This window comes from Thermococcus nautili, assembly GCF_000585495.1.
Lineage (GTDB): Archaea > Methanobacteriota_B > Thermococci > Thermococcales > Thermococcaceae > Thermococcus > Thermococcus nautili.
This window is the reverse complement of the sequence record NZ_CP007264.1, coordinates 150,251-173,661: the sequence shown is the minus strand read 5'-3', so window position 1 is coordinate 173,661 and position 23,411 is coordinate 150,251. Positions and strand designations below refer to the sequence as shown.

The following is a 23,411-nucleotide window of genomic DNA, read 5'->3' as shown; positions in this document are numbered from 1 at the left end:
ATATGAGCCGGGGAGGGTTTTTAAGTTTTTTGGCGGGGCAAAGCTTTTACATCCCTGGGACAAGTCATCCCCAATGGTGGAGCTCTTCAACTCCAAGCTCTGCGCAGTCTGTAAGGGCCGGAAACTCCTCTGCGGAAGGCCAACCTGCCCGATTCTCGAGCGCTTTAGGGTAGCCCGTACTGTGGAGCAGAAGCTCAACAAGCGCTACCTCTTCGGCTCCTCCCCGCCAAGCATCTTCGTCGGCGAGTACGGCTACCCTAAGGTCAGAATCGGCCCCCTCGTTCCTCCAATCGAAGGAAACACCAGCCATCTCGACAGTCCTCTCAAGTGGGAGGACAAGACGATTCGCGATATCCTCTACTACCGCTCCCTCCTTGTCATGGGCGAGACGAAGGCCGATGTGGACGTAAGGAAGAGCGGGAGGATTTTGAGCGAGGTCCAGGAATTGGCGATGTCAATAAAACCCGTGGACAGCGAGGTAATCCTCAAGAGAAAGCCCGTTCTCAAGGTTCTGCCGAGCGAGTTCGCCCCGCCCATCGGACCCAAAGCAGAACTCCTCGACTTCGAGCTGACCGAGAACCCGAGGATACCGAGGAGAACCGACTACGTGGTGAGCGACGAGCTGAAGGCTGAGCAGGCCATAATGCGCCTCTACGACTGGGGCTTCGACGAGTACTACATCATAAGGCTCCTCTCGGCGGGCCTCCTGGGAATTGAGAGGAAGCTCGTCCCGACGCGGTGGAGCATCACAGCGGTTCAGGACACCATAGGCAAGAACCTGAGGCGCGAGATTCTGCACTACCCGGAGATAAACGACTACGAGGTTTACTTTTACCGCTTCCTCGGCAACCGCTACGCCGTTCTGCTGATGCCCCAGTCTTACGCCTTCGAGCTTTTGGAGGTCTGGCTGAAGGGTTCGCTCTTCGGTAGCGAGAAGCCGAGCGTGATTCACGACTACGAGGACTTCCGCGGAAGGAAGGAGTACGTCAAGGAAACAGCTGGCGCCTATCATGCCGCCCGCTTGAGCGTCCTCGAAGCCCTCAGGGCGAGAAGGAGGCAGGCGCGGGCTGTCGTCTTCAGGGAAGTTACGCCCGAGTACTACGCCCCTGTCGGCGTCTGGCAGATTCGCCTCGGCGTGAAAAAGGCTTTAAGCAATCCAATCGGCCGCTTCGAGACGCTCAACGAGGCCCTCGAAGCGATACGGAGAAGGCTTGAGCACCCCTTCGAGGAGTACCTCAAGAGGAGCTACATCTTAGGAAGCCTCGCGAGGCAGAAGACGCTCGACGAATGGCTCGGAAGGAATTTATACCGGATTGACCAATGAAGCCCGGTGAATGATGACCGCTCCATCCCACTGAGCGGTGATGAGTGCACGTCAGGCTGACACCGGTGATGGAAATGAGAAAAAAGCTCGCCCTCATAAGCCTCGACGGAAACGGCGTTTACAACCTCAAGCACATGCCGTTCCTGAGCGAGTTGGTAGAAACCGGGAGCTTTGCTGTCGTGGATTCCATCTTCCCGACGCTGACGGATTTGGTGCACACGAGCGTGATGACCGGGGTCTGGCCGAGGGACCACGGCGTCGTTGAGAACGGCTACTACGACAGGCTAACGGACAGGAAGGTGAACTTCTACGACTACGAGGTCGCCTTCAATCCCCATAAGGTTATCAAGGCCCCGACAATCGTTGATATACTTCGCCAGAGGGGAGTTAGAACGGCGAGTGTTTCGGGCTACACGATGCCCCCCTTCAGCGGAACCGACGTGAGGATTTTTCCTCCCTTCTTCGCGAGCGACAAGATGTACCGCAATCACGGGCGCGACTGGAGGAAAGACGTGTGGGTTCTAAACTCGGCTCTCTACCTCTACGAGGAATGCAAACCTGACCTGCTTCTCGTCCACTTCGCCTCTATAGACGGAATGAGCCACGACCACGGGCCGTTGAGCGAGGGTGCGCTTAAGGCCGTTGAGACGGTTGATACCGCGGTCAGAACCCTCTGGGAGCGCCTCAAGGACGAGTACACCTTCATAATCTTCGCCGACCACGGGCAGGAGGAGGTTCACACGTGGGTGAACCTGAAAACCTATCTCAGGAAGCACGGGATTGAAACGCTCCGCGTTTCCTCCGGCGGAGGCGTTCACGTCTATTTGAGGAACCCAAACGAGGCCGAGGAAGCCTTTGAGGTCCTGAGGAGGGCGCCGGGTGTTAAGGCCGTCTTCTTCCGCGAGGATTTGCCCCATCTCAACAGCCCGAACAGCGGGGAGCTGATTGTCTCAGCGAAGCCCGGCTACTGGTTCTGCTCCCACAGGATGTGCAAGGGGATAAAGGGAGCAAGCCACTGGGTCAGGGGAATGCACGGCTCGATGAATGAACCGGTGATAAAGGTCCCGCTGATTCTCTGGGGGTTTGAGGAGGTTAACCTCGAGGAACCGAGCCTCATGGACATAGCGCCGACGGTTCTGAGGTTCTTTGGAGTTGAGAAGCCGGGAAACATGGTGGGGAGGAGTTTGATATAACTGGGATAGGTGGAGCGGACGTGGAGCTAAACCTCTACATTGACGATACAACGCTTTCGGACATGACCTCCGGTGGCCTGAGGGAACCCTCTGAAGTGTTCAGGATAGGGCAGGAGATTGAGGTAGAACCCGTTATCGAGACCACCATAGACAAAGTGGAAGTTCTGAGGAATGCCACCCCTTCAATCGAGCCCCTGGACGACGAGGGAACGTATAGAGTAGTCGCCAGAATTCTCGGCGGATACGCCCAGACAATTCCCAGGGTGGAGCGAGAGGTATTGTGCAATGATGGGGAAGAGGAAATCTACTGGGGAGTGGTTTACCTGGTTGTGGACTTTGGGGTTCTCTCTAGGGCAGTGATAAATTTTCCAGTCCGCTGTCGGCTTTGCAGAGCAGGCAGGGAATCGTTTGTATATGCGCCAATCGATGAGGAACTTACGGGGGAGATTATCTTCAAACGAGGTGAGTACATAAAAATAACGGGCCGGCTCTCGCCCGTGCTTTTGGACTTCTGGGAGGGCGCCATCACTGTAAGACCATTTAGGGGCGTTATCAGGGGATTCAGACTTTTGCCCGGAAACGGCGGGATACTGAGAGTTGAGGTTACTGGGAAAGGAAAGCCTCTGCAGGTAAAGGGTGGCGGTCGAATGGTCTTCGACGACTTCGCCTACGACAGCTATTACGCCAGATTTTCACTGAGAATCGATAAAGATAGGGACTCATTCAGGGTGAGGTTTAGTGAAGTCTGAATGCGGCATAAAGCATCGGCATGATTCCAACTTGTGGGGGCTTTATCTGGCCGGCGGGCGTACAAAAAGCGTTAACCTCCTACCTTTTCCGAAAGGATTTTAATGGTCTCATCGGCGCTAAGAACTTCAACTTTGCCCTCTATCATGTCCTTAAGGTCTCTCTCAAAGGCTTTCAACGTTTCCCTGTCTATTTCATCACCCGCTGATAGGTTTTCGACGACCATCTTGAGTAACATGGTCCTTAAGTCCTCCAGTTCTTTCTCTATGCGCTCTATTTTCCGGAGGAGCGCATGGGAGTTGATAACCTCACTCATTCTCTCACCGATTTGGGATGGGCCCTGGAGGTTAAATGGTTTTTCCCGTGCCGTTTTGCGTTCGATAACTGAAGATGAGGGCGAAAGTCCGAAAAATCTCTGACCTTGTGAAGCATGCAGGGCGAAGGGGGTAAATAGGCGCGGAACAAAATCCCTTCAGGTGTGGGTATGGAGGGTGTTGAGTACATTTAGGACGAGCACGGGAAGATTAAGGGCGTTATAATTGGTTTGGGCCTTTCTCCTTTAACTCAAAAACTCAGAGCCACTCAATCTTCACTTTATCCTCAACACTCTTGAACTCATCGTCCCCCGTTAAGAGTACCGCATCGAGGTCTATTGCAGTGGCGGCGGCGAAGGCATCTGCATAGCTCAACTTGTGGAAGGCTTTTATCCGACCGGCCATTAAAGCGAGCCTTTCATCCGCAATGATGAACGTTATTGGTTCCCGCTTTAGAAGCGCTATCGCAATATTGGCCACATCAACGCCCTTTCGCCTTGAAAGAACGTAGTAAACTTCTCCCACATTAACAACGTTCATGTATAGCCCAACCTTTCCTTCCTTCCCGAGGTTAAGGTATTCTTGAACCTTCTCGGCCGCAGGCTCGTCGTTTATATAGGCAAGAATTGCATGGCTGTCCAGGACGACTTTCATGGTCAGTCCTCCGGCTCCTCCTCTTCTGCTCTAATCTCCCTTAGAATCTCCTTAGCGGGTTTTTCGAACTTCACAAGCCCCCTGAGTTTTAGGCCTTTCTTTATCGGAACTATCACAATCTCGTTCCCAAAGTCAAGAACCTCAAGTTCATCGCCCTCTTTGATGCCGAACTTCTCACGAATGGCCTTGGGTAAGACTATCTGGCCCTTCGAAGAAACTTTTACGGTTGTCATCTTACTACCACCAAAATAATCTTACCCACAAAGCATAAAAACATTTGGAAATCAACAGAGAGAAACATGGGAAGGGGACATGCCCAGTGCAGGTTTAGAATACCCTTTCTACGTCAACTTTGTCGAAATCCTTATCGTTTGACAGGATTGTCCTTATCCCATGGGCCCTCATAGTGGCGTAATGAAGGGCATCGTCGAAATCGAGCTTTTTGCATCTTTCGGCATTTCTAAGGATTTCCATGGTTAAGGGAACTACCTCAATTCCCAAATCCAGAAGTATATCAGTGATGTTCAACTTAGTCTTTTGCCTCCTAAACAGAATATAAAGTTGCCATACTGTAAGGGCTGAAGTTATCATGTTTCCGCTGTATCTCTCAAGCAGGTCTCTCGCACGCTCTCCGAACTCCTCGTTGGCTGTGAGGAAATAATACAGAACATTCACGTCAACGTAAACCTTCACAGCTCATCCCTCAGAAGTTGCTCTGTTTTCTCCTCAATTAACTGGTCAATCTCTTCCGCACTTAGATTCTCACCTTTGAATACTCCGTAGTACTTCATGATTCTTTTGCGAACCGGGATAAGAACTATCTCATCCCCCCTTTCCTCAACGTAGAAAGAGCTGGTCCCAAATTTCTTCCGCAGGGATGCGGGGAGATATATCCTTCCATTCTTGTCTACTTTGACAATTTCAGTTGTCATGCTATGTTGTTGAATTTTGGACAATAAATAATTTTTGGCAACAACGGAAGCGGTAATATATAAACTGAAGAGAGAATGAGAACAGGAAACCCAACCCTCAGCGGGAGGACTGGGCAATCCTCTCGATTTCTTCCTTCTTGCTGTAGGCGAAGCTCTTCGGGTCCTTGTTGGCGGCGGCAATGATTTCCTCAGCCAGGGCTTGGGCGTATGTGGTCTTGTTGCGGTAGCACTTGATGCTAGCACCGAGGGCGATGTTCTTGAGGGCGATGTCGAGCCTCCTGAGCGGGGAGACGTCAACGGCCATGTGGTAGCGGATTCCACCGAAGGCGATGGTGGTCGTGTCCTCCCTCGGGGCGGAGTTCTCGATGGCCCTTATGAGAACCTGAATCGGGTTCTGCTTGGTCCTGCGCTCGATAATCATGAAGGCCTCCTTGACGACCTCGTAGGCCTTCATCTTCTTGCTCATTATCGAGCGGTGCTCGCGCCTCATGAAGTGACCGCCGGCCTTGTAGTGGCTGGCACCGCTCCTCATGACCTTGTTGATGAGCCTCTCGACGATGTGAACCTGGGCCTTGCCGAAGGGCTTCTTGGCGTGCCTGCCGTGGCTGTGCGGGAGGATTCTCGCGTCGAGGTTTATGTAGGGTCTCAGCGAGGGGTCGTTGACGACAACGTCCTCAACGCTCCAGCGCCCCATGACCTTAAGCTCCTTCGGGATGAAAAAGCGCTCGGTGAGTGGCTTGGCCATTCTCTTTCACCTCCTCGGCTTCTCCTTCCTTCCCTTGACGAGCTCCTTCAGTGAGACCCTGTTGACCTTGACGACCTTGTAGCGGATTCCAGGGATATCACCCATCGAACCGCCCTTAGGACCGCCGATTCCCTCGATGATGACCTCGTCGTGCTCGTCGATGTGGTTTATGGCACCGTCACCGGGGGTGAAGGCGGTGACGACCTTACCGTTCTTGATGAGCTGAACACGAACCGCCTTACGCATTCCTGAGTTAGGCTGCTTGGCCTCGACGGCTATCTTCTCAAGAACTATTCCCCTGGCCTGCGGAGCGCCTTCAAGCGGGTCGCTCTTCTCCTTGAGCCTGAGAACTCTCCTCTTGTAGCGAATGTCGCTCCAGCGGAACTTCTTCCTCTTGAGCTTGAGCTTTCTACCGGCAAATTCACCATACGGAGCCTTCTTTCCGGGCATGAACATCACCTCAAATTATAATCACGTCGTGAATGCCGTGGTGTCTCTCCATCAACTCTTTCACGAGGTTTATGTTCTGGCCGCCCCTTCCGATTGCGCGAGGCTTGTCGCGCGGGCCGATGTCGAGGAGGGCGACCTTCTTACCGTCCTTCTTCTCGGTGATATGAACCTTTTTAACCTTAACCCCGAGGCTCTTATAAATGTTCCTCAGGAACTCCTCCGGGTTCTCGGAGTGCTCTATGAGCTCGATGTCCTTGCCGAGCATGTTCTGGACGCGCTTGACGTTCGAGCCCTTCTTTCCGAGGGCGAGACCCATCTCACCCTTCTTGATGACGTAGATGAGCCTGTTCCTGTTGGTGTCGATGAGGCAGTCGAGCACTGTTGCCCCGGTCATGCTCTCGAAGAGCGCTATGTACTTTATCTGGTCGGTGTTGAGCTTGAGCGGCATCACTCCTTACCCCCGGCAAGGGCGAGTATCTTGCTCTCGCCCGGGTCAATTATCGCGAGGGCCGAAACGGTGTGGGGCCTTCCGAGGAGGGTTCCGAGCTCGACGCTGGTTCCCTCAAACTCGTAAACCGGGATTCCGCTGAGTTTGGCGTAGTAGTAGATGTCCTCCTTGATGTCCGGCCTCGCGTTCCTGGCCACTATAATCATCTTTGCCCCGCCGACCTTGGCGTAGTGGATGCTTTTCTTGGCTCCCATAACTATCTTACCCGTGTCCTGGGCCTTCCTAAGCTCAAAGGCGAAGTCAACCATTAACTACACCTCCCTACTCCCTTTTCGGTCTCAGGGGGAGATTCATTGCCAGCTTGACTATTCCCGTACCCACGGGAACGGGCTGGCCGATGAGGACGTTCTCAACGACACCGTTGAGCGGGTCTGTCTCTCCCCTCTCGGCGGCCTCGAACAGGTGCTGGGTCGTAATCTCGAAGGCCGCCCTTGCTAAGACGCTCGCCTTCTCCCCGACGACACCGTGCCTGCCTATCGGCAGGATGACGCCGTCGAGGGTCATCATGTCGGCGACGAGCATGATGTGCCTGACGTCAACCTCAAGACCCTGCTCGCGCATCGTGTTGACGATTTCCTCGATGATTGCGTTGCGAGCTGCCTCAATGCCAAGCACTTCCGCAATCTCGTGGATGTTATTGGTTCTCGTCCTGGTCGGGTCGACACCAGGAACCTTGAGGACCTGCTTGAAGTTCGAGCCCTCGGTGTATATCACGTACTCGTCGCCTTCCTTCCTTATGATGGTCTTTCCGACGCCCGAGAGACCCTTAAGGCGGTGCTTTTTAACCTTTTCGGCAAGCTTTCTCAGGTCTGAGAGCTTCGTTACCTTCTTGGGCCTCACTATGAGCGTGTATCCCTCAACCTCGAATTCGGCGCTCTTGAATGAGCTCTCAAGCTTCCTCTTGACCCTCTCCATGTCGAGGCCGGCCTTCTCAAGCCTCTCGGGGTCAATCTCGACGATGAACTCGAAGTTGAGGATGTCTATCGTCTCCTCCCTCGCGAGGTTCTCAAGGGTCGTTCCCTCGATGCGCCTCGCAACCTCAAGGGCCTTCTCGCGGTCATAGCGGTGCTTCTCGTCGAGGTAGACAGTCATGATTGGGGTCGATGGGTTCTTTCTGGCATCAACAATCTCGATGATTCTCGGCAGACCGAGGGTGACGTTGATTTCGGCGACACCAGCGTAGTGGAAGGTGTTGAGGGTCATCTGGGTTGAAGGCTCACCTATTGACTGCGCCGCGACGGTTCCTATCGCCTCTCCAGGCTCAACGAGGGCGTTCTGGTATTCCTTAACGGTCTCTTCGATGATGGCCTCAACCTCGGCCTTCTTGAGGTCGTACTTCTCGTTATACTTCAGGAGCTTCTGGTAGAGTTCGTCCTTAACGCTCTTGGGAAGGTCGGCCTTCTCAACGAGGTTCTTTATAGTTCTCTCGGAAACCATGAGCATCACCCCTTGGCACGGGTCTTCAACAGGGTCCTGATTATAACCCTGTCAACGTCAACGGTCTTGCCTCCCCAGCTCTTCATCGGGTCAACGCCGTCCTCTCCATAGCGGAACTGGACGATGATTCCGGTCGGGTCTCTCACAGTTCCGTCGTAGTCGACCTTGAGGTCCTGGAGGGCGTTGATTAACCTTCTCTGCATGTAACCGCTCTGGGCAGTCCTGACGGCGGTATCGACCAGTCCCTCACGTCCACCCATTGCGTGGAAGAAGTACTCCTGTGGTGTGAGACCGCTCTTGTAGGAGTTAATGACGAATCCCTTGGCCCTGGCTCCCAAGTCGCCGGGCTTGAAGTGGGTGAGGACCCTTCCGCGGTAGCCACGGTAGAGACGCTTTCCACGGATTGACTGCTGACCGAGCATCGCCGCCATCTGAGTGATGTTGAGTATCTTACCCCTCGCTCCGGTCTTGGCCATGATGACCGCGTGGTTGCTCATACCGAGGTACCTCTCGGCGACCTTACCGGCGTTGTCACGCGCTTCCGCTAAGACGGCCATTATCTTGCTCTCAAGGGTCTCCTCAAGGGTCTTACCTGGGAGCGGTTCAAGCTCGCCGCGCTTGTAGGCTTCGATGAGCCTGTTCACCTTCTCCTCGGCGTCACGGATGATTTCCTTAATCCTATCAAGGGCCTCCTGCGGGAGGTCCTCGTCGTCTATGGCTGTGGTGAAGCCCTTGTGGGTAATGACCCATATCGTCAGCTTGGTGACCTGGTCGAGGAACTGCCTGGCCCTCTCGACGCCGTACTCCCTCACTATGAGGTCGAGGAGCTTTCCGTCCTCCCTACCGTAGGCCTTTTTGTCTATCGCACCGCTGAGGAGCTTTCCGTTCTGGATGTAGACAAAGCCGTCGTAGGCAAGCTTTCTAACTTCCTCCGGGTCTGGAACGAGCTTCTCCTCTATGAGCTTCTCAAGGGCCTCACAGCGCTCGGGCTCGTCACAGAGCTTGTTGCGGTACCAGATGGTGAGGTCGTTCGGAAGGAGGAGCGAGAATATCGTCTTTCCGCTCCAGAGCTCGACGCCGTTCTCGACCTTGTCAGGTTTGGGAAGCTCCTCAACGTCAACGCCGGCGAACATGAGCATCTGCTCAACCTCTGAGCGGGTGAAGTAAGCCCCTTCGCGCGTGAGCAGGTAGCCACCGGAGATGTGGTCCTGGATTCCAGCGATGAGCGGGCCTCCGTACCTCGGCGAGATTATGTGGTTCTGGACCTCCATGAGTATCTTCGCTTCCGCCTGGGCCTCCTCCGTCTGGGGCACGTGGAGGTTCATTTCGTCACCGTCGAAATCGGCGTTGTAGGGCGGACAGACGGCAAGGTTGAGGCGGAAGGTTCTGTAGGGCATGACCCTGACGCGGTGGGCCATTATACTCATTCTGTGGAGCGAGGGCTGTCTGTTGAAGAGAACTATGTCGCCGTCCTCAAGGTGCCTCTCAACAGTCCAGCCGATGTCGAGGAGCTCGTTTGCTATCTTCTCGCGGTTGGTTTCCATGAGGCGGATTCTCCTTCCCTCGGGGTCGATGACGTAGTTGGCTCCCGGATACTTGTCGGGACCGTTAAGAACCCTCTGCCTGAGCTTCTCGAAGTTGAACTCGGTGACCTTCTCCGGAACGGTGAGCTCCATGGCGACCGCTATCGGAACGCCGACCTCGTTAATGCTTATCATCGGGTCCGGGCTGATGACGGTACGGGCCGAGAAGTTGACGCGCTTACCGCTGAGGTTTCCACGGAAGCGGCCTTCTTTACCCTTCAAACGCTGGGCGAGGGTTTTGAGGGGCCTTCCGCTCTTGTGCTTGGCTGGAGGAATGCCCGAGGTCTCGTTGTTGATGTAAGTTGTCACGTGGTACTGGAGGAGGTCCCAGAGGTCCTCGATAATCAGCTGGGGCGCACCGGCCTCGATGTTGCTCTTGAGCCTGTTGTTGATACGGATTATGTCAACGAGCTTGTGGGTGAGGTCGTCCTCGGCTCTGATACCGCTTTCGAGGGTGATTGACGGCCTCATGGTAACGGGCGGAACCGGGAGGACGGTGAGAACCATCCACTCCGGGCGGGACTTCTCTGGGTCGAGTCCGAGGAGCGGCAGGTCCTTGTCGGGTATCTTCTCAAGCCTGTCGCGAACCTCGCTCGGCATCATCCTGTGCTTGTACTCGTTACCTTCTTCGTCCTTCCTGAGCTCCCAGTATATGGTGGGCCTCTCGAACTTAATCGGGAACTGCGGTGCTCCACAGTGCGGGCAGACCATTCTCTCCTTGGCCTTCTTGTGAATCTCCTTTATGAGCCTGTCCTTGGCCTTCTTCCTGTCGCCAACGACCTCGAACTTCTTCATGTACTCCTCTATCTCCTCGTCGGTGAGCTTTATCCTGCCGCACTCACGGCAGGTGCTCTCAAGGACGCGGTGAATTGTCTTGGCGAATCCAACGTGAATGACAGGTCTCGCGAGCTCGACGTGGCCGAAGTGGCCGGGACACTCGCCGGCCCTTGCCCCACAGGTCTCACATCTAAGACCCGGGTCGATGACACCGAGCCTCTTGTCCATCAGACCGCCTTCGATGGGGTAACCGTCATCGTCGTAGGTGTCCGGGACGGTAATCTCCGCCGCACTCATCTTTCTGATTTCCTGGGGTGAGAGTATTCCGAACTCGATACTCCCGATGACCTTTTTCATCGACTGCATGGCCATCACACCCTATCCTTCAACTTGAGGGAAGGCCTAATCACCATAGCCTTCAACTCGTCAAGCAACAGTTTGAAGGCGTAGCTCATCTCAACCTTGCTTATCTTCTCCTCCTCGCCACAGACCGGGCAGTAGACCTTACCGCGACGCTTGTCCTCAAGTGCCAGGTGTCCACAGTTCTCACAGACCCATACTTCCGTCTTGTCGCTCTCCTCGAGGAGACGCTCAATGAGCAACATCGCCGCGCCGTGGCCGATGAGGACGTCACGCTCCATCTCACCGAACCTGAGACCGCCCTCTCTCGCCCTTCCCTCGGTCGGCTGCTTGGTGAGAACCTGAACCGGACCCCTGCTCCTCGCGTGCATCTTGTCCGCTACCATGTGGTGGAGCCTCTGGTAGTAGATGACGCCGACGAATATATCTGCTTCAAGGCGCCTGCCGGTTATGCCGTCGTACATAACTTCTCTTCCGCTGTGCTTGAAGCCGAGCTCTTCAAGCTCCTTCCTGAGCCTCTCCTCGGGCTCACCGATGAAAGCGGTTCCGTCAACACGCCTTCCCTTGAGCGAGGCGACCTTTCCGCCGATGGCCTCTATGAGCTGTCCGACGGTCATACGGCTCGGAATACCGTGCGGGTTGACTATGAGGTCCGGCACGATACCGCTCTCGGTCCAAGGCATGTCCTCCTGCGGGACGATTAAACCTATAACACCCTTCTGACCGTGCCTTGAAGCGAACTTGTCACCGAGCTCTGGAATGCGCAGGTCCCTGACGGTGACCTTGACGAGCTTGGTTCCGTCGCCGGTCTCGGTGACGATGACCTTGTCAACGATACCCCTCTCGCTCGGCCTGACCGTTACGCTGGTCTCTCTCCTTCCCTGAAGGGCCATTCCGCCGAGACCGCTCTGCTCCTCAAGGAACCTCGGCGGTGAGGTCCTTCCGACAAGGACGTCCTTTCCTTCGACCTTGGACTCAGGGAAGATGAGACCGTCCTCGTCGAGGTGGCGGTAGTATTTCTCGCCGAGGTAGCCCTGTATCGTCGGGTCGGGAACCTCAAAGGTGTCCTTCTGACCGCCCAGATACCTCTTCTCTTCAGCCTCGTAGGTTCTGAAGAAGGTCGAACGAGCGAGACCGCGCTCGATTGAGGCCTTGTTGATGATTACGGCATCCTCCATGTTGTAGCCGTGGTAGCTGAGCACCGCAACGACGAAGTTCTGGCCGGCTGGCCTCTCCTCGAAACCGACCGCCTTCATTATGCGCGAGTTGACGAGCGGAACCTGCGGGTAGTGCATGAGGTGACCGCGGGTGTCAACTCTAATCCTGAAGTTGGCCCAGCCGAGACCGAGGCTCTGCTTGGCCATACCCGCGCCGTAGGTGTTACGCGGGGCCGCGTTGTGCTCCGGATACGGAACGAGCGAAGCGGGGATACCGAGTATCGCGGCCGGCATGAGCTCGAGGTGGGTGTGCTCCTCGGTGACCTCCCAGGGCCAGGTTGCAACGTAAGCGTTCTCTTCCTCCTCGGCGTCGAGGTATTCAATGACGCCCATCTTCACGAGGTCGCTCCAGGTGAGCTGGCCGTTCTTAACGGCCTCGATGTGCTCGCGGGTGAGCTTTGGTTTGCCGTTCTCGACTATGATGAGGGGCCTCCTAACGCGACCGTCATCGCTGTTGACGTAGATTTCCTTAACTTCCTCGTCCTCGTAGATGGCCACGTTTATGACGTCGCTTATCTTACCGCTCCTCCTGTCGGCCCTAATTCTGTCCACAAGAGCCTGGCCGTCCTCGATGGTTCCGATGAGAACACCGTTGAGGTAGACGCGGTAAAGACCCGGAGCGGGCCTTCTCTCCTCAATCGGGACTATGCCGAGCTTCATGAGGTACTCGCGAACCTCCTCCTCGGGAACGCCTGTGGTTATCTGGGACATCAAGGCTAAGTTCTTGACGAGACCACAGTTCGGACCTTCCGGCGTCTCGGTCGGACAGATTCTTCCCCAGTGGGTTCCGTGCAAATCACGGGCCTCGAAGTGGGGCTGGTCCCTGCTGAGCGGTGAAGTCACGCGCCTGAGGTGCGAGAGGGTCGAGATGTAGTTGGTTCTGTCAAGGAGCTGGCTGACACCGGTTCTTCCACCGGGCCACGCACCGGTAGCGAGGGCGTGCTCAATCCTCTCGCTGAGAACGTCGGGCCTTATCGAGTTTCTCACGAACCTCTGAACGTTCTCGAAGGTGTAGCGCTCGCCCTTCCTCTGGTAGGTCTTGGTCATCTGGTACTGCATGTCCTTGACGAGCTGGCCGAAAGCGATTCTGAAGAGGTCCTTGAGGAGGTCTCCAGCGAGCTTGAGCCTCTTGTTGGCGTAGTGGTCCTTGTCGTCCTCACCGCGCAGGCCGAGGGAGAGCTCGAGAACCTTGAGGGCCATCATGCCGAGGTAGTAAGCCTTAGCCCTCCTCCTCTCGGGCTCGACGCCCATGTGCGGGAGGAGGTTGTTGTCTATGATGTGCTCGGCCCTCTTGAGCCTGTACTCCTTGGGCTGGCCCGGAAGCGAGAGCCTTCCTATGAGGTCCAAAGCTTCCTCCTGGGTCCTTATGTCGCTTGCATCCTCGAGGTTGTCGAAGAGAATCTGCTGAATCCTCGGGTCGTCGCTTACTGCCTCAACTATCTCCTTATCGCTGAGGAGACCGAGTGCTCTCATCACGTAGACGAACTTGACAGGCTTGGGAACGTTCGGGATAGAAACGTAAAGGATTCCATCCTTCTTCCTCTCGACGGTTATCAGGGCTCTGTAGCCATGCCTGTAGGAGAAGACCTTCGCTATAACGCGGTTCTGCCTCTCGTCCCTCTCGACGAGGGTCTTGTTCGGGGCGAGGTCTTCGATAGAAACGATAACCCTCTCGGAACCGTTTATGATGAAGTATCCTCCCGGGTCCTTCGGGTCCTCGCCAAGCTTTATGAGCTCCTCATCGCTGAGACCGTAGAGACGGCAGGCCTTGGACTTGAGCATTATCGGTAGCTCACCGATGCGAACCTCCACAGGCTCCTGCTCGATGCCGTTGACGACGGGAATCATCTCAAGGTAGAGCGGAGCGGAATAGGTGAGGTTCCTTATTCTCGCGTCCATTGGATAGAGTGGTCTCCTCTGTCCCTGGGCCTCCTGGAACTCGGGCTCACCGAGCCTAATCCTTCCGAACTTGACCTCAAGGCCGGGAATATCGGGCTTAACGCCGCCGAACTCGTTTACAACCTCCTGAAGGCCGTGGTCGATGAAGGCGTTGTAAGAATCGAGGTGCTGTCTCACAAGACCCTTTTCCTTCCAGTAGGATTCCATAACGAGCCAGAGCTCGTCCGGAGTTAGAGTGGGCTCGTTAACCGTAACTCCTCTGCTCATAAACTCTCACCCCTAAAATCAGTCCTCCACGACGAGGCGGTAATAGTAGTAGTAACCCGCCGTGGGGCTCTTCCTCTTTATCTCGATGACATCGCCGGGCTTGGCTCCAAGGGCAACGACAGCAGGGTCAGAAGCCTTAATCTGCGGAAGCTGGGAAATCCTAATCCTGTACTTCTTGAGGAGCTCCTCCTTCTCCTCCTCGCTGAGGATTCTGTGCTCGGGAACCAGCACGTGAGTGAATATATCAAACTCCTTTTTCGCCGCCACCGAGAATTGCCCCCTTAACGTTTTTTATTAGAACGATATCACTACCCCCACCTGCGGGTTCCGGTATATAAGCTTTTCGAGTGGTATCTCGGTGGAGAGGCTTTATATCGGTTGCGTAAAGTTTAAGAACCGTTTTTCAGCCCGTTTCGGTTCGTTGATGTATTGGATTGTTCATTTAACGCAGACTGGTTTGAAAAACCCTTTTAAACCATGGTCGCAGGCGGAAGGATAAAAGAGAAAGGCTCACTCCAGAGCCGCGAGGAGCTTCTCCATGAACATCTTCTCCGGGTAGGCACCCTCGAACTGGACCTTGTCCTCGCCGTCGACCTGGATGACTATCTTCGGAACGGCCATGACGCTGTACTGGTCGGCCCACTCTGGATACTCGATAGCCTCGACCATGTCGCCGAGTATCTTACCCTTGCCGGCGTTGGTGTTCTCGATGGCGAACTTGTGGGCCATCCTAACCGCGAGCGGGCAGTAGGGGCAGGTTGGCGTTACAAAGACGAGTATCCTGACGTCCCTGTCAATCTTCGCAAGGGCTTCCTTGCTCTCGGGCATCAAATCGGTGGTCATGTTGCTGACGTCAACGATGTCCTCGAGGAAGGCGCCGAACTCGTGGCCGGCCGGAAGGCCGAAGAACCTGACGCCGACGTCCTGGCCGTTTCTGGTTATGCTGACGGCAGGAGCGCGGTCAATCCTGTACTCCTCGGCCTTCTTCTTGCCCTCCTCGGTGTCGAAGTCTATGACCTCGTAGCTCAGCTTGTCGCTCAGCTCGGCAAGCTCCTGAACGAGCTGCTTGAGCTGGTCGCAGTACTGGCAGTGGTCCTTTCCGATGAAGACCATGAGCTTAACCGGCTCGGTGAGCTTGGAGAAGAACTCCTCCTTTATTACCTTCTTGTCGGCATCGCTAATCAGTCCCATTCATCACACCTCCATCTAAAGGTTTATAATCCTCGCGAACCATTTTCTCCGGGTGAAAATCCCCTGGTTTGCAACCTTAAGTTTAATGTCCAATATATAAGCTTTACGTCACAGGTTTGGGTGGGTGTGGGCCATGAATGAACCCGACATTTTCTACATCCTCGGGAACAAGGTGAGGCGCGATTTGCTCAGCCACCTCACCTGCACCGAGTGCTACTTCAGTTTTCTGAGCAGTAAGGTTAGCGTCTCCTCAACGGCCGTGGCAAAGCACCTTAAAATAATGGAGCGCGAGGGGATACTCAAATCCTACGAGCGTGAGGGTCCCTTCATCGGCCCCGCGAGGAAGTACTACGACATAAACATCGCCAAAACCTACGTCGTCACGATAACCCCCAACATCTTCTGGTACCGCGGTCTTGACCTGAGCGAGGAGCCGGAGGTCTCGATAGAGCTTCCAGAAGAGCCCAAAAACCTAGATGAGATGATTCTAACCTTCAGAACTTTAACCAGAAAGCTTGAGGAAGTCCTCAAGGAGCTTCAGGCGATAGAGGGCCGTAGAGACAGACTCATGGCGATGATTAAGGAGACCTACCTAAAGGAAATCGGCGACATGACCCAGCTGGCAATCCTCCACTACGTTCTCCTCAACGGCTCGGCCACCGTTGACGAGCTCAGCGACAGGCTCAACCTCAAGGAGAGGGAGGTGCTCCAGAAGGCAAGCGAGCTGGACAGGTTCGTTCCGTTAAGAATAAAAGACGGCGTTATAACGATAGATGACGAGAGGTTAAAGGCAAAGCTCGGCGGTGAAGACGATGCCGGAGAAGATTAAAATCGTCGTTAACGAAGACCGCTGTTACCTCTGCGGTGGCTGTGCCGGAGTCTGCCCGACTTTGGCTATAGAGGTGCACTCAAGCGGCTGGGAGTTTCTGCAGGACAAGTGCATAAGCTGTAAGATATGCATCAACGCCTGCCCGGTTGGAGCTCTGAGCGCCGAGCCCCTGGAGGTGAAAGCATGAGCTGGAAGTACGACGTCGTCGTCGTTGGGGCAGGAATAGCAGGGCCCATAGTGGCGAGAAACGTCGCAAAGGCCGGCTACTCCGTTCTCATGATTGACAAGAAGTGGGCCATCGGAACTCCAAAGCAGTGCGCCGAGGGCATAAGCATAAAGGTCTTCGAGAAGTACGACATCCCCTACGACAAGCGCTTCATCAACCGCGAGATTTACGGGGCGAAACTCTACTCCCCGAGCGGTTACGAGCTCGAACTCCGCTATAAGGACGTCAGCGGTGTTATCCTCGAGAGGAAGGTCTTCGACAAGATGCTCGCCTACTACGCCGCTAAAGCTGGAGCAGACGTTCTCGCGAGGACTGAAGCTTTGGACGTCATAAGGAAGGACGGAAAGGTCGTTGGAATCAAGGCCAAGCACGAGGACGAGCCGATTGAGATTTACGCCGACGTTATCGTCGCGGCTGATGGCGTCGAGAGCACGATAGCGAGGAAGGCCGGTATAAACACCTACGCTCCGCCACACGAGTTCGATTCGAGCTACGAGTACGAGATGCTCATCGAGGGCTTCGACCCCGACCTCATACACCTCTGGTTCGGCAACGAGATAGCCCCGAGAGGTTACGTCTGGGTCTTCCCGAAGGACGAGGACAGAGCCAACGTGGGAATAGGAATCAACTCGGACAATCCAAAGACTGCCAAGTACTATCTCGACAAGTGGCTGAAGGAGAACAATATCCCAGCTAAGAAGCTCCTCGAGGTGAACGTCGGTGTCGTTCCAGTTGGAGGCTTCGTCAAGGAGCTCGTGAAGGACAACGTCCTCGTCGTCGGCGACGCCGCGAGGCAGGTCAACCCGATGCACGGCGGCGGAATGGCGGAAGCGATGGAAGCCGGAACGATAGCGAGCAAGTGGATTGTCAAAGCTCTGGAAGAGGAGAACCTCTCGCTACTCCAGAACTACACCAAGGAGTGGTGGGAGACCGACGGAAAGAGGCTCGAAAGAGTTCTGAAGGTCAGGCGCGTTACCGAGAAGCTCACTGATGAAGACCTCGACCTCTTCATACAGATTCTCAGCGGCGCCGACGCGGAGAAGATAGCAGGTGGAGACTACGGAGAGGTCATAAAGGCCCTCCTCAAGCACCCGAAGGTTCTCCTGAGCCCGAGGAGGATAAAGCTCCTCAAGGAGCTCCTCTGAACCTGAACCCTTTTCCCTTCTTCCTTGAGAAGACCACTATCTCCCTCGCCTTCCCAACGCTAAGGCTTCCCCATGGCGAGCTAATATCTTTGGAGTTCTCGATGAGGTAGTAGAGCTCAACATCCCCGGAAACCGTTTTTCTAAAGGCCGAAACGTCCGGCAGTTCCGTTATCTCTTCGCAGGTTCCGTTGGAGCATTCCAGCGGTTTCTCATCGAGCCCCAACCCGAGCTCGAGGGCCAAAAGCCTCGCGGTCTCATCTATTGGAGCAGGGTAAAGCGTGTAAAGCCTTCTGACTGCCTTCAACAGAACCGGAAAGCGCCTATCGCCCTCGCCTATCCCGTAGCCGATGCTCCTGAGAGGGTCCCTAACGGGTTTTCCGTGGAGGGCGTTCCTGAGCTGAACCACGCGATTGGCCCAGACCATCGTCGGCTTCGGCTCCCCGAGGAGGGAAAAGCGCCTGTCGAGGGAAAAACCCCTCTCCGGGTTCATCTCCCTGAGGGGAGAAAGCCACAGGTCGAGCTCCGGTTCGCTTATGAAGAGGTGACCCGCCTTGAGAACCTCCAACCCCTCCAGGAATAGCCTGTAAGAGCTCTCTACGACTTCATCTCGCCCGATAGAGAAGGCGTAAAGGCTCGCGTCCGCCAGGCCAAGGACGAAGGTTGACTGGACGTCGAGGAGGCTCGCCACCGTTACCTCGTTCAGCCTGACCTCGTCGCGGAGCCTTTCAAGGAACTCGCGGGCGTTGGCCAGCAGAACCTTTGCAGTTCTCTCCCACTCGTCCATGATGGGGATTCCGCATAAGTAAAGATAAGGCTATCGCTTCCAGTCCTTGCAGTTCATGTCGAGGCAAATCTCGTACTCCCTGCCCTTCTCACGAATCTTCACCACTGGAGCGCCGTTGCAACAGGTCTTGCCGGTGGGAATCACCTCACCGCGCTGGAGGATTGGATATGTGACGTTGCACTTCGGCCAGTTGGAGCAGCCAACGAAGCGCTTGCCGGTTTTCCTGTTGTACTTGAGAACCAAGTCGCCACCGCACTTGGGGCACTTTCCGAGGACGAGCCTCTGCCTCTCAGGGGACTTGGTCTTCTTCGGCTCTTCCGTCCCGGATTTCGCGGAAGCTCCAGAAGCCCCGGACTGGGACTTCGATTTCTCCACTCTGACTGAATCCTTCGAGGTCGTAACGCCCGTTCCGGTTGTCTCAAGGAGCATCCTGCCGATGTCGAGCTCCTTCTCCTTGAAGACTTTCAGGATTTTAATCAGCTGTTCTTTGCTCTCCTCTATTACCTCGTCTCTCTTTGCCTTCCCGGCCATTATCTCCTCCATCTTCTCCTCGAAGGCCCTCGTGAGTTCAACGCTGACTATGTCTGGGACGTTCTTCTCAAGGGCCTCAACGACGCGCATTCCCAGCGGTGTAACCTTTATCTTCTTCTTGCCCTCGATGTAGCCCCTGTTATAAAGCGTTTCAAGGATTTGCGCGCGCGTCGCCTTCGTTCCGATGCCCAAATCCTCCATCTTCTTGATTACGGCCGCTGGAGAATACCTCGCTGGAGGCTTGGTTTTCTTCTTCTCGCGCTTAATCTGGACGACCTTGACAGGCTCGCCTTCCCTGAACTGGGGCAAAATAATCTCGTCGAACTTGACGTATTTCCCGTAAACCTTCAGCCAGCCCTCCTTGAGGGTTCTCGCACCGCTCAGGACGAAGCGGTGGCCGTTGGAGTTTATGATTACCTTCACGCTCTCCCTCACCGCCGGCTCCATGAAGAGAGCTAAGAAGCGCCTCACGACGAGGTCGTAGATGTTCTTCTCATCCTTGGTCAGCTCGCCGGGCTTTGGAAGCTCGCCGGTGGGGTAGATTGCCGGGTGGGCGGGGTCTTCCTTCTTGCCTTCAACTGGCTTAAGGTTGCCTTTGCCCAGAAGCTCGTGGGCGAAGGGCTTGTACTCCGGCAACTTCGCGAGGTTCTGGAGTATCGAGCGGAAGTTGAGGTTCTTAGGGAGCTTCTGCGAGCTTGTTCTCGGATAGCTCGAGAGCCCCCGCTCATACAAACGCTGTGCAATCTCCAGGGTCTTCTTCGGGCTGTAGCCGAAGGCAGAATAAGCTTCCCTCTGGAGAGTTCCGAGGTCAAAGGGCACCGGTGGGTTCCTCTTCTGCTGTTTCACTTCAACTTTCTCAACGAAGGCCGGCCCCTTCTTGGCCTCCTGGACGATTCTCTTCGCCTCCTCCTCGTCCCATATCTTGTCCTTCTCGTAGGTCGCCGTGTACTGCTTGCCCTCTTTTTCAAGAATCATCTTGATGACCCAGTACGGTTTCGGCTTGAAGTTCTGGATTTCCTTTTCCCGCTCCACCAGAAACTTGAGCGTAGGCCCCTGAACGCGACCGGTGCTCAAAACCTGCCACTTCCCGCTGGCGCGCTTTATGGCCGAGGTTAAGGCCCTCGAGAGGTTCACGCCCCAGTACCAGTCGAGGACGTGGCGCGCTATTCCCGCATCTGCCATTCCGAAGTTTATCGTCGGCTCAAGGTTGTACCAGGCTTTGAGAAGGTCCTTCTTCGTCAACGCCGAGAACTTCATGCGCTTGGCCTTGGAGGGGTCAACACCGCAGGCGTATTTCAGAGCAGTATAACCGATAACCTCACCCTCGGTGTCGTAGTCGCAGGCAACTATGAACTCATCCGCCTGCTTCGCGAGGGTCGCGAGGGCCTTGATGTAGTCTTTCGCGTAGTTCTTGCCCTTCTCGGCGACGTAGACAGGTACCCATTCGATGTCAAAGACGGGGTAACCGTAGGTTTTGGTCTTCGGAGCGAGAGAGAAGAGATGGCCAACAGCTGGAGCGACTATCACCTTCTTGCCGTCGCGGGTGAACTCGTAGTAGCTCACCTTCCCTATCGTCTTCCGGACGGGCTTTCCCTCGGCCAAGGCGTAGGCTATCTTTCTCGCGACGTTGGGCTTCTCGGCTATGATGAGCGTGACCATAGGCCTCGTCTTCGATTGGCGACCCTCTATAAAAAACCTCCGACGAAGGGTTTATAACCCGCTAACAGAAGGGTCGTTGATGACGATGCTGAGCGTCGGAGGTGTCGGTGTTCTCTTCAGCGGGGAGCTCAACGACGGCTTCGTTGACGGCTTTAGAACGCTTTTCGCTCGGCGCTACCTGCCGGACGTTCTAAGGGCAGAGATAAAGCCCGACATTCTGATAGAGCGCTTCAAGGGCGAGTCCTTCAGGGTCTTCAGCTCGATGTACGACGTCAACGGAAAGGACCGTTACAAGCTTGAGTCCGCCGTTCCTTCCGCCTACAAGAACGAGGCACCGGTTTTCTTCCTCCTCCAGGCGACGGCAAGGGCCGGCGCGCGGAAGGGCAGGATTTTCATAACAGACTCGGTGAGCGTCGTCAACCCAGAGGGGAGGGCGGTTCTCTTCGTCGGCTACCCCCACACGGGCAAGAGCACTATGTCAGCCATAGCCGTCTCTGAGGGATTAGACGTTCTCAGCACCGAAAACACGGTCGTTGACGTCCGCGAGGGGAAGCTCTACGTCATCGGAGGAACCGAGGTTCTCGTCTACGACCCGAGGATTGAGGACGTCTACGGCGTCTCGATAGACTACGATGAAACCACGAGGAGCGGTTACAGAATAGTTGACCTGGAGAGCACAGAGCGGAGAAGGCTTCTCAAGAAGGGCGTCGAGGTCGAGAAGATTGTAGTCCTCCACGCGGCCTTTGGTGGGGGCGAGGCCAGCTTCTCGCCGGTCAGGGGGCGGAAGATTAAGAAGACCCTCTGGTACTTCTCGACGTCGCTCCTCAAGGGGATGGACTACTACGAACCCGCACCGCTCTACATGCCGATGGGCGAGGAGATAAACTACAACCTCAACAAACTGCTCGACTCCGCCGTTGAGAACTATTCGGGGAAGATGTTCGAGGCCTTCGGGAACCACAGGGACGTTTTTAAGAGGACGGTTCTCTTCACGTGAGGTGGTGGCGATGATTAAGGTCAGGGTCCTCGGAAGGGGAATCGAGAAGGAAGTCGAGTGGAGGAAGGGCATAACGGTAGCGGACATCCTCAGGGAGGTCGGGTTCAACACAGAGAGCGCGATAGCGAGGATTGACGGAAGGGTTGTCCTCGAGGATGAAAAAGTCGAGGACGGCGTTGCCGTGGAGGTAATTCCGGTCGTTTCTGGGGGGTAAAAAGAGGGGCCTCACGCCCCGAGCCTCTTTCTCATGAACTCCTCAAACCTGTCCATGGCCTCTTCAAGCACATCGACCGGCGGGAGGAAGACGATTCTGAAGTGCCAGTCGCCGGCCTTTCCGAAGCCGGAGCCGTGGACGAAGAGCACGTGGGCCTCGTGGAGGACGTCCATGACGAAGTCGAAGTCGCTCTTCCACTTTCTCTCCTCAATCTTCGGGAAGATGTAGAACGCCCCCTGCGGCTTGACCGCGCTGACGCCTGGAATCTCCTGTATCCTCTTGTAAACGTAGTCCCTCCTCTCGCGGAGCTTCTTCATGTACTCCTCAAGGTAGTCCATCGGGCCGCGCATGCCGGCTATTGCCGCGAGCTGGGCCGGGGTGTTGGGACAGACCCTTATGCGCGCGAGCTTGTCTATCGCCTCTCTCACTTCTTCGAGCTTGCCCTCGGGGTCAACGTAGTAGAGGTAGCCGAGGCGCCAGCCGGTGGCGAAGTAGACCTTCGAGAGGCCGTTCATGACTATGACCGGAACGTCCTTCGTGAGCGAGCCGGGAGAAACGTGCTTCCCCTCGTAGGTCATCAAATCATAAATCTCGTCGCTTATAACCGGCAGGTCGTACTCGCCTGCCAAATCGAGTATCGCCTTGACGGTCTTCTTCTCATAGAGAGCCCCCGTCGGGTTGTTGGGGTTGATGACAGCTATCGCTTTTGTCCTCTCGTCAATCAGCTTCCTCATGTCGTCTATGTCTGGCTGCCATCCGTTCTCCTCGACCGTCATGTACTCCCTCGGCTCGGCGCCGTAGAACTTGACGAGGCCGACGTAGGGAGGATAGCTCGGGCTCGGGACGAGTATGTTGTCCCCGGGGTCGAGGAGGCCGCCGAAGACGAACTGGAGAGCCTCGGTTACAGCGGTGGTAACCCTAACATCGTCCGGCGTGATATCAACGCCGTTCTTCCTCTTCTCCCTCTCAACAATAGCCTCCCTCAGCTCCGGAAGGCCCTCGCTCGGCCCGTAGTAGTTGTGACCCTCCTTTATGGCGCGACAGTAAGCCTCCTGCATGTGCTCCGGCGGCTGGAAGTCGTACTTCCCGGGGTCGCCTATGTTGAGCCTTATGACCTTTATTCCCTTCTTTTCAAGCTCTCTCGCCGGCAGAACGACGTCCCTTATCGCGTAAACTATTCCCATTGCCCTCTGGGATGCGCGAATCATAACGACCACCGCTGAACTGTTGAGACTTTCATCATAAAAACTTTGGCTCAAAGGAAGGGGAGGTTTTACGAGGATTTTTCGGGACAACCTTTAAAACTCCGCCCTCAAATCCCGATGGGCGATGAAGAATAGCAAGCAAACTGAGGGCTCACAGATGATGACGTGAACACCCTCCGAGCCCATTCGATACTTTTATTAACCTTCAGAGCAAAATCTCAAG

Annotated in this window: 25 protein-coding genes; 8 read left to right on the top strand and 17 right to left on the bottom strand. The window is 55.4% G+C overall.

All coding sequences use genetic code 11. The annotated features are described in order from the left end of the window. Nucleotides 1-73 precede the first annotated feature (73 nt). The 3 genes from BD01_RS00980 (at nt 74) to BD01_RS00970 (ending at nt 3,266) form a co-directional block, all read left to right on the top strand. Nucleotides 74-1,324 (top strand): Nre family DNA repair protein, encoded by a 1,251-nt coding sequence (locus BD01_RS00980; protein WP_042689009.1) that lies wholly within the window; start codon nt 74-76, stop codon nt 1,322-1,324. Nucleotides 1,325-1,398: 74 nt separating this feature from the next. After that, a complete protein-coding gene (locus BD01_RS00975; protein WP_042689006.1) occupies nt 1,399-2,517 on the top strand; it encodes an alkaline phosphatase family protein in 1,119 nt (372 codons plus the stop codon). A gap of 20 nt (nt 2,518-2,537) precedes the next feature. Then, nucleotides 2,538-3,266 carry a hypothetical protein gene (locus BD01_RS00970; protein WP_042689005.1) on the top strand — a complete coding sequence of 243 codons (729 nt, stop codon included), beginning with the start codon at nt 2,538-2,540 and terminating at the stop codon, nt 3,264-3,266. Nucleotides 3,267-3,337: 71 nt separating this feature from the next. Here the strand turns inward: BD01_RS00970 and BD01_RS00965 are convergent, their stop codons facing one another. The 14 genes from BD01_RS00965 to pdo form a co-directional block, all read right to left on the bottom strand. Further along, nucleotides 3,338-3,580 carry a hypothetical protein gene (locus tag BD01_RS00965; protein WP_042689003.1) on the bottom strand — a complete coding sequence of 81 codons (243 nt, stop codon included), beginning with the start codon at nt 3,578-3,580 and terminating at the stop codon, nt 3,338-3,340. Between the two features lie 256 nt (nt 3,581-3,836). Further along, nucleotides 3,837-4,232, bottom strand: a complete 396-nt coding sequence (locus tag BD01_RS00960; protein ID WP_042689002.1) for a type II toxin-antitoxin system VapC family toxin — start codon at nt 4,230-4,232, stop codon at nt 3,837-3,839. Between the two features lie 2 nt (nt 4,233-4,234). Continuing rightward, nucleotides 4,235-4,465 carry an AbrB/MazE/SpoVT family DNA-binding domain-containing protein gene (locus tag BD01_RS00955; RefSeq protein ID WP_042689001.1) on the bottom strand — a complete coding sequence of 77 codons (231 nt, stop codon included), beginning with the start codon at nt 4,463-4,465 and terminating at the stop codon, nt 4,235-4,237. A gap of 94 nt (nt 4,466-4,559) precedes the next feature. Beyond that, a complete protein-coding gene (locus BD01_RS00950) occupies nt 4,560-4,925 on the bottom strand; it encodes a type II toxin-antitoxin system VapC family toxin (RefSeq protein WP_042688998.1) in 366 nt (121 codons plus the stop codon). Continuing rightward, nucleotides 4,922-5,164, bottom strand: a complete 243-nt coding sequence (locus BD01_RS00945) for an AbrB/MazE/SpoVT family DNA-binding domain-containing protein (protein ID WP_245599256.1) — start codon at nt 5,162-5,164, stop codon at nt 4,922-4,924. The genes BD01_RS00950 and BD01_RS00945 overlap by 4 nt, the downstream gene beginning before the upstream one ends. Before the next feature lie 97 nt (nt 5,165-5,261). Continuing rightward, nucleotides 5,262-5,909 carry a 30S ribosomal protein S7 gene (rpsG, locus tag BD01_RS00940; protein WP_042688994.1) on the bottom strand — a complete coding sequence of 216 codons (648 nt, stop codon included), beginning with the start codon at nt 5,907-5,909 and terminating at the stop codon, nt 5,262-5,264. Between the two features lie 6 nt (nt 5,910-5,915). Next, the gene (locus BD01_RS00935) at nt 5,916-6,359 is read right to left on the bottom strand and encodes a 30S ribosomal protein S12 (RefSeq protein ID WP_042688992.1); all 444 of its coding nucleotides are present in this window, start codon (nt 6,357-6,359) and stop codon (nt 5,916-5,918) included. Nucleotides 6,360-6,369: 10 nt separating this feature from the next. After that, nucleotides 6,370-6,807: a NusA-like transcription termination signal-binding factor gene (locus BD01_RS00930; RefSeq protein WP_042688991.1), complete on the bottom strand. Its 438-nt coding sequence runs from the start codon at nt 6,805-6,807 to the stop codon at nt 6,370-6,372. Further along, nucleotides 6,807-7,115 carry a 50S ribosomal protein L30e gene (locus BD01_RS00925; RefSeq protein WP_042688989.1) on the bottom strand — a complete coding sequence of 103 codons (309 nt, stop codon included), beginning with the start codon at nt 7,113-7,115 and terminating at the stop codon, nt 6,807-6,809. Before BD01_RS00925 ends, BD01_RS00930 begins: the two co-directional genes overlap by 1 nt. A 13-nt stretch (nt 7,116-7,128) precedes the next feature. Next, entirely contained in the window at nt 7,129-8,304 is a 1,176-nt protein-coding gene (rpoA2, locus tag BD01_RS00920) for a DNA-directed RNA polymerase subunit A'' (RefSeq protein WP_042688987.1), read from the bottom strand. A 5-nt stretch (nt 8,305-8,309) separates the two neighbouring features. Beyond that, nucleotides 8,310-11,030, bottom strand: a complete 2,721-nt coding sequence (locus BD01_RS00915; RefSeq protein WP_042693076.1) for a DNA-directed RNA polymerase subunit A' — start codon at nt 11,028-11,030, stop codon at nt 8,310-8,312. A gap of 5 nt (nt 11,031-11,035) precedes the next feature. Continuing rightward, complete coding sequence (locus tag BD01_RS00910; RefSeq protein WP_042688986.1) at nt 11,036-14,407, bottom strand: DNA-directed RNA polymerase subunit B; 3,372 nt, start codon at nt 14,405-14,407, stop codon at nt 11,036-11,038. A gap of 18 nt (nt 14,408-14,425) precedes the next feature. After that, entirely contained in the window at nt 14,426-14,674 is a 249-nt protein-coding gene (locus tag BD01_RS00905; RefSeq protein WP_042688985.1) for a DNA-directed RNA polymerase subunit H, read from the bottom strand. 243 nt (nt 14,675-14,917) lie between these two features. Beyond that, complete coding sequence (gene pdo, locus BD01_RS00900) at nt 14,918-15,598, bottom strand: protein disulfide oxidoreductase (protein ID WP_042688982.1); 681 nt, start codon at nt 15,596-15,598, stop codon at nt 14,918-14,920. Nucleotides 15,599-15,731: 133 nt separating this feature from the next. Here pdo and surR point away from each other — a divergent pair, with 133 nt between their 5' ends. Genes surR through BD01_RS00885 form a run of 3 tightly spaced genes read left to right on the top strand, consistent with a single transcriptional unit; the run spans nt 15,732 to nt 17,798 of the window. Then, nucleotides 15,732-16,427: a sulfur metabolism transcriptional regulator SurR gene (gene surR / locus BD01_RS00895; protein ID WP_042688980.1), complete on the top strand. Its 696-nt coding sequence runs from the start codon at nt 15,732-15,734 to the stop codon at nt 16,425-16,427. After that, nucleotides 16,411-16,614 carry a DUF362 domain-containing protein gene (locus tag BD01_RS00890; RefSeq protein ID WP_042688979.1) on the top strand — a complete coding sequence of 68 codons (204 nt, stop codon included), beginning with the start codon at nt 16,411-16,413 and terminating at the stop codon, nt 16,612-16,614. The genes surR and BD01_RS00890 overlap by 17 nt, the downstream gene beginning before the upstream one ends. Then, nucleotides 16,611-17,798, top strand: a complete 1,188-nt coding sequence (locus BD01_RS00885; RefSeq protein ID WP_042688977.1) for a geranylgeranyl reductase family protein — start codon at nt 16,611-16,613, stop codon at nt 17,796-17,798. The genes BD01_RS00890 and BD01_RS00885 overlap by 4 nt, the downstream gene beginning before the upstream one ends. On the opposite strand, the gene BD01_RS00880 is transcribed toward BD01_RS00885, so the two are convergent. Further along, nucleotides 17,782-18,582 carry a hypothetical protein gene (locus BD01_RS00880; protein WP_042688975.1) on the bottom strand — a complete coding sequence of 267 codons (801 nt, stop codon included), beginning with the start codon at nt 18,580-18,582 and terminating at the stop codon, nt 17,782-17,784. The two genes, BD01_RS00885 and BD01_RS00880, sit on opposite strands and share 17 nt — an antisense overlap. A 30-nt stretch (nt 18,583-18,612) precedes the next feature. Continuing rightward, nucleotides 18,613-20,772, bottom strand: a complete 2,160-nt coding sequence (gene topA, locus BD01_RS00875) for a DNA topoisomerase I (RefSeq protein ID WP_042688973.1) — start codon at nt 20,770-20,772, stop codon at nt 18,613-18,615. A gap of 85 nt (nt 20,773-20,857) precedes the next feature. Between topA and BD01_RS00870 the strand changes: the two genes are divergently transcribed. Next, nucleotides 20,858-21,769, top strand: coding sequence for a hypothetical protein (locus BD01_RS00870; protein ID WP_042688970.1), 912 nt, complete (start codon nt 20,858-20,860; stop codon nt 21,767-21,769). Nucleotides 21,770-21,779: 10 nt separating this feature from the next. Beyond that, nucleotides 21,780-21,983, top strand: coding sequence for a MoaD/ThiS family protein (locus BD01_RS00865; RefSeq protein ID WP_042688968.1), 204 nt, complete (start codon nt 21,780-21,782; stop codon nt 21,981-21,983). Nucleotides 21,984-21,994: 11 nt separating this feature from the next. Here BD01_RS00865 and BD01_RS00860 read toward each other — a convergent pair whose 3' ends face one another. Next, complete coding sequence (locus tag BD01_RS00860) at nt 21,995-23,191, bottom strand: pyridoxal phosphate-dependent aminotransferase (protein ID WP_042688965.1); 1,197 nt, start codon at nt 23,189-23,191, stop codon at nt 21,995-21,997. Between the last annotated feature and the right edge of the window lie 220 nt (nt 23,192-23,411).

Coding starts and splice junctions, on each gene's coding strand:
- BD01_RS00860 (WP_042688965.1), bottom strand. CDS start 23,191: ATGATTCGCGCATCCCAGAGGGCAATGGGAATAGTTTACGCGATAAGG.
- pdo (WP_042688982.1), bottom strand. CDS start 15,598: ATGGGACTGATTAGCGATGCCGACAAGAAGGTAATAAAGGAGGAGTTC.
- BD01_RS00890 (WP_042688979.1), top strand. CDS start 16,411: ATGCCGGAGAAGATTAAAATCGTCGTTAACGAAGACCGCTGTTACCTC.
- rpsG (WP_042688994.1), bottom strand. CDS start 5,909: ATGGCCAAGCCACTCACCGAGCGCTTTTTCATCCCGAAGGAGCTTAAG.
- topA (WP_042688973.1), bottom strand. CDS start 20,772: ATGGTCACGCTCATCATAGCCGAGAAGCCCAACGTCGCGAGAAAGATA.
- BD01_RS00915 (WP_042693076.1), bottom strand. CDS start 11,030: ATGCAGTCGATGAAAAAGGTCATCGGGAGTATCGAGTTCGGAATACTC.
- BD01_RS00955 (WP_042689001.1), bottom strand. CDS start 4,465: ATGACAACCGTAAAAGTTTCTTCGAAGGGCCAGATAGTCTTACCCAAG.
- rpoA2 (WP_042688987.1), bottom strand. CDS start 8,304: ATGGTTTCCGAGAGAACTATAAAGAACCTCGTTGAGAAGGCCGACCTT.
- BD01_RS00960 (WP_042689002.1), bottom strand. CDS start 4,232: ATGAAAGTCGTCCTGGACAGCCATGCAATTCTTGCCTATATAAACGAC.
- surR (WP_042688980.1), top strand. CDS start 15,732: ATGAATGAACCCGACATTTTCTACATCCTCGGGAACAAGGTGAGGCGC.
- BD01_RS00935 (WP_042688992.1), bottom strand. CDS start 6,359: ATGCCCGGAAAGAAGGCTCCGTATGGTGAATTTGCCGGTAGAAAGCTC.
- BD01_RS00870 (WP_042688970.1), top strand. CDS start 20,858: ATGCTGAGCGTCGGAGGTGTCGGTGTTCTCTTCAGCGGGGAGCTCAAC.
- BD01_RS00975 (WP_042689006.1), top strand. CDS start 1,399: ATGAGAAAAAAGCTCGCCCTCATAAGCCTCGACGGAAACGGCGTTTAC.
- BD01_RS00925 (WP_042688989.1), bottom strand. CDS start 7,115: ATGGTTGACTTCGCCTTTGAGCTTAGGAAGGCCCAGGACACGGGTAAG.
- BD01_RS00880 (WP_042688975.1), bottom strand. CDS start 18,582: ATGGACGAGTGGGAGAGAACTGCAAAGGTTCTGCTGGCCAACGCCCGC.
- BD01_RS00865 (WP_042688968.1), top strand. CDS start 21,780: ATGATTAAGGTCAGGGTCCTCGGAAGGGGAATCGAGAAGGAAGTCGAG.
- BD01_RS00980 (WP_042689009.1), top strand. CDS start 74: ATGGTGGAGCTCTTCAACTCCAAGCTCTGCGCAGTCTGTAAGGGCCGG.
- BD01_RS00945 (WP_245599256.1), bottom strand. CDS start 5,164: ATGACAACTGAAATTGTCAAAGTAGACAAGAATGGAAGGATATATCTC.
- BD01_RS00930 (WP_042688991.1), bottom strand. CDS start 6,807: ATGCCGCTCAAGCTCAACACCGACCAGATAAAGTACATAGCGCTCTTC.
- BD01_RS00885 (WP_042688977.1), top strand. CDS start 16,611: ATGAGCTGGAAGTACGACGTCGTCGTCGTTGGGGCAGGAATAGCAGGG.
- BD01_RS00965 (WP_042689003.1), bottom strand. CDS start 3,580: ATGAGTGAGGTTATCAACTCCCATGCGCTCCTCCGGAAAATAGAGCGC.
- BD01_RS00910 (WP_042688986.1), bottom strand. CDS start 14,407: ATGAGCAGAGGAGTTACGGTTAACGAGCCCACTCTAACTCCGGACGAG.